Here is a 3,328-nt window from a genome sequence, read left to right as displayed (position 1 = left end):
TGGGCTACTTCGGAGATCCTGGCACGCAGTTCCGGATCGGGAATGGCAGCTTCAAAGCGGTCTATGCTTCCTCTCATAAGAAGATCGGCGGTTTCTGCCGAGACTTCCTGCCCTGCTTCGCGTAGTTCTTTTATTTGCTTGTTGATGTCGATTTCCGTGCGAATTCCCCCGTTATTTATTGCGTAGGGGTTACGGCGTATATCTTTGATAAAGGGAGATGCGTAGTCGCTGGTGCCATATTCCGAGGGGGCGGCGGTTTCTGCAGCTAGCACTTCGAAGTCGGGATTATTGCCAATTGTCCAGGTAACGTTGAATTTCGTTTTGTCGCCGGTTGCATCGCGCCAATTTTTATTGGCGAACTCAAAGCCGGTTCCCTCATTGATTTGCAGATACTGATCGACGGTGTCGGCCCCTTTCATCATATGGCCTTCGAGGTCGCGAAACTGTGCGGCAAAGGTGGCGGGGGACTTTGTTTCATCGCTGGGCGTGGGTGAGGGGGCGCGTCGCCATGGCAGCCTGATACCACCATCCGCCGTGACCCGGACCCAATTACCGTCGAGATCCTGGCCTATCCGCAATATCGATCTTCCGGTTTTGGCGCTGACGATCTGCGTGGTCACCTCACCTGTCTTATAGTTGTGATCGATTTCGAACACCTTGCCGGTGCCGGTTTCATCGGTATAACGAATAAAATTCCGGTACGTGCCTTCGCTATCTTTGACCTGGTAAACACCCTGCGCATTCGGTGTGACGTTCTCGATGAAATGTTCACCGTTGGGCACCGCGTGCTCGCTAATCTTGATCAGGCTGGTAGATGGGCGCTGGGGTGGATAGGTCATTGGGGCGCGCACGCCTGAGCTGGTGCCTGGAGCCGATTCCGCCTGAGTGGGAGGCACGATCTCAGGACCTTCCGACACAGGAGGGGCCTTGGGTGGTACCAGTTTATTTTCAGGTACGGTCGATGGGGTTTCAGGGCCTTTGAGGCTGGCGACTGAAAACAAGCTATTGAGCAAGCCGTCAAAAGCCTTGGACGCGCCGTCCTGGCGTTCCTCCAAGGTGTCCCCAGAGGCTTGTTTTTCCGCGCCCAAGGCCAGTTCAGTGAGCCCGGTGATCACTGCGGCAGCTGCAACGGGGGGGGCGATAGGCGCCAGCTTGGCCAGCAGGCCGGCAGCGACGGTAATGTCGTTAAGCCAAATGTCCCGGACGACCTCGCTGTTGGACTTGATCACAGCGTCGGTATCACTTGTCATGCGCGCTTTGCTGGCGGATGTCATGGCAGCGAAGACATCGCCTTTAATGTGCGACCCGTCACCATCGAACGTTGGGTCTCTCAATTCTCCTCTGGAGAGTTTTTCCAGAGTGCTCGCCAAGCCTTCGGTTTTGCTGCCCACGTTTGTAAAGCGCAATATGGGCATGAACACGCTTGCCAGCTCTCCAATAGTCCCGGGCTCGTGGTCCTGGCGGGCCATCAGGGGGAAATGAGCCATCAAGGATTCGCGCTTTTTCGGATCCTTGGTTTGGTCGATCACCCATTGATCCAGTTTCTCCAAGGAGTCGAACCGGAGAAATGCGGGCTCCGAGCCCGGGATGTAGAGGACCTGGCGGCCACCGTCGGCAGCACTGAAACGCACAATATCGTTGGACAAGAGGCCTTTGATATTGAAGGCATGCGCCTGGACCTGGTCTTTTACAGGGGCCTCGGTCTTGAGTTGCTCGACGTCAAGCGGTGCATTTTCGTCCAGTGGGAGGTTGGACACCGCGCCCATGACCAAGCGGTAGTCTTCCCGGGTGAACCTATGCTCGGGAGCTTGTAGCGCTAGCTCGGCCGGTGGCCTGGCGGCGGCTGCCTTCAGTTGTTTTCGGGCCTGGTAGACGAATTCGCCTTTAATCGCCGTCTGGTAGTCAACGCTGTGGGTGTTCCAGAAATCGTCATTTTTTTGCGTCATGACCGATTGAAAGTCGGTTTTCCAACTCTCATGCATAAGGCTCGAAGGGGCCAGCGGGAATTGGTTGTGTACACCGTACCCCCCGGTTTTACTTTTGCCCGGGCCGTCTAGGTATAAACCGGTTTCCGAGTCCAGATTACCGGGGACCCAGTCGTGTTCAGTGAAGTTCTTCAATAGTGCATCCGGCAGGCGCAGGGAGGCGGTCGGCTCCTCGTCCATATGCTCCCAGCCGGTAGCGGTTGAAGCGCTTTGCGAGCCATTGAAACGGTTCAAGTAAAGTGTATCGGCATCCACATGTTTGCCCGTCAGGTTGAAAATGACGGACTCCGCCCATTGTTTTGCTTGTGCACGTACGTTTGGCAGTTTCTCGGCAACCTCCACTGCCAGATGCTTGTAGGCCAATGCCTGAGGTGCATGGGTGTAGAACGTTTCGGCACTGAGCTTGAGTTGTTCAAGGGCTTGCGCCGAGCGCTGGTTGGCTGGGCGTACGGGATCATCCGGCGGGATGGGGTCGAAGGCTTTGTTGTGTTCCAGTCGCCTGATTTGTGTCCGTGCCTCGGCCAGTGATGTGGGAAGGCGCTCACCCTGGAAGTTGGCTACCAGCCCTGCGCGTACTTGAATGTAGTCTTCGCCAAAGCGTATCTGCAACTTCTCAACAGTTCCCGGCGCAATGATTTTGGCCGCCTCAAGAAGCGGGCGGCTGACTTGGCCCCAACCGGAGTTGTCCGTGAGGGAGAACGTTTTCATGTTTCCGTCCGCCATGGCAGTCAGAGTGCCTGTGCGGGGCTTGACGGTTAAAAGCGTGTTCTGGTCGATCTTCTGGTCGCGCATCCAACCTTGAACCACGGGGTGCTGCAACTGCGCCCGATAGACTTCGAGCCACTGGCCCAAATTGCTCTCGGGGGGGACTTTTATAAGCCCGGGATTATTGCCCAGTACTTTGCTTTGCACCGCTGCCAGGTATTCGTTAAGCAGCGCTGTTTCGTGAGGGGAGGTGGACGGGCCAGGCGTATCTTGTGACGCCCGCGTGACGGCTGATTCGCTGTTGTTTATCGGCCCGCTTGAAACGGGGTCGATGTATTGCCGAATGGGGGAGATGGTATTGCTTGAAGGTGCGTACATGGTTTCAGTTCTCGTGAAGTGAATAAGTACTGCCACAGCACTCCCTGTTAGCGTGGGCACTCTTTGCGTAACGAAAGAGGGCATGCTTGTGCGGTTGATCAAGTCGGCGTGACGGAAGTCTCCAAGGTAGTCGGGGCGTGTTTATCGATAGCATAATCAGAGTCCAGCTCGTTACTCTCCCGGATGGTAAAGGTTCGTTTGATGGACACGTCCACACCCTTGACTTCGCTGGGTTCGACATCCGGATTCAAGAGACGTCC

At 55.9% G+C, this 3,328-nt stretch carries 1 protein-coding gene; it reads right to left on the bottom strand.

What is annotated here, in order from left to right; translation table 11 throughout:
• Window positions 1-3,068, bottom strand: a 3,068-nt coding sequence (locus tag BM416_RS30240) for a dermonecrotic toxin domain-containing protein (RefSeq protein WP_092490396.1), incomplete at its 3' end; no start/stop codon positions are given.
• Window positions 3,069-3,328 lie beyond the last annotated feature (260 nt).

Source organism: Pseudomonas sp. NFACC42-2 (genome assembly GCF_900116055.1).
In the GTDB taxonomy this organism is placed as follows: domain Bacteria; phylum Pseudomonadota; class Gammaproteobacteria; order Pseudomonadales; family Pseudomonadaceae; genus Aquipseudomonas; species Aquipseudomonas marginalis.
Note: the sequence above shows the minus strand (reverse complement) of the source record. Positions and strands in the feature narration are given on the sequence as shown.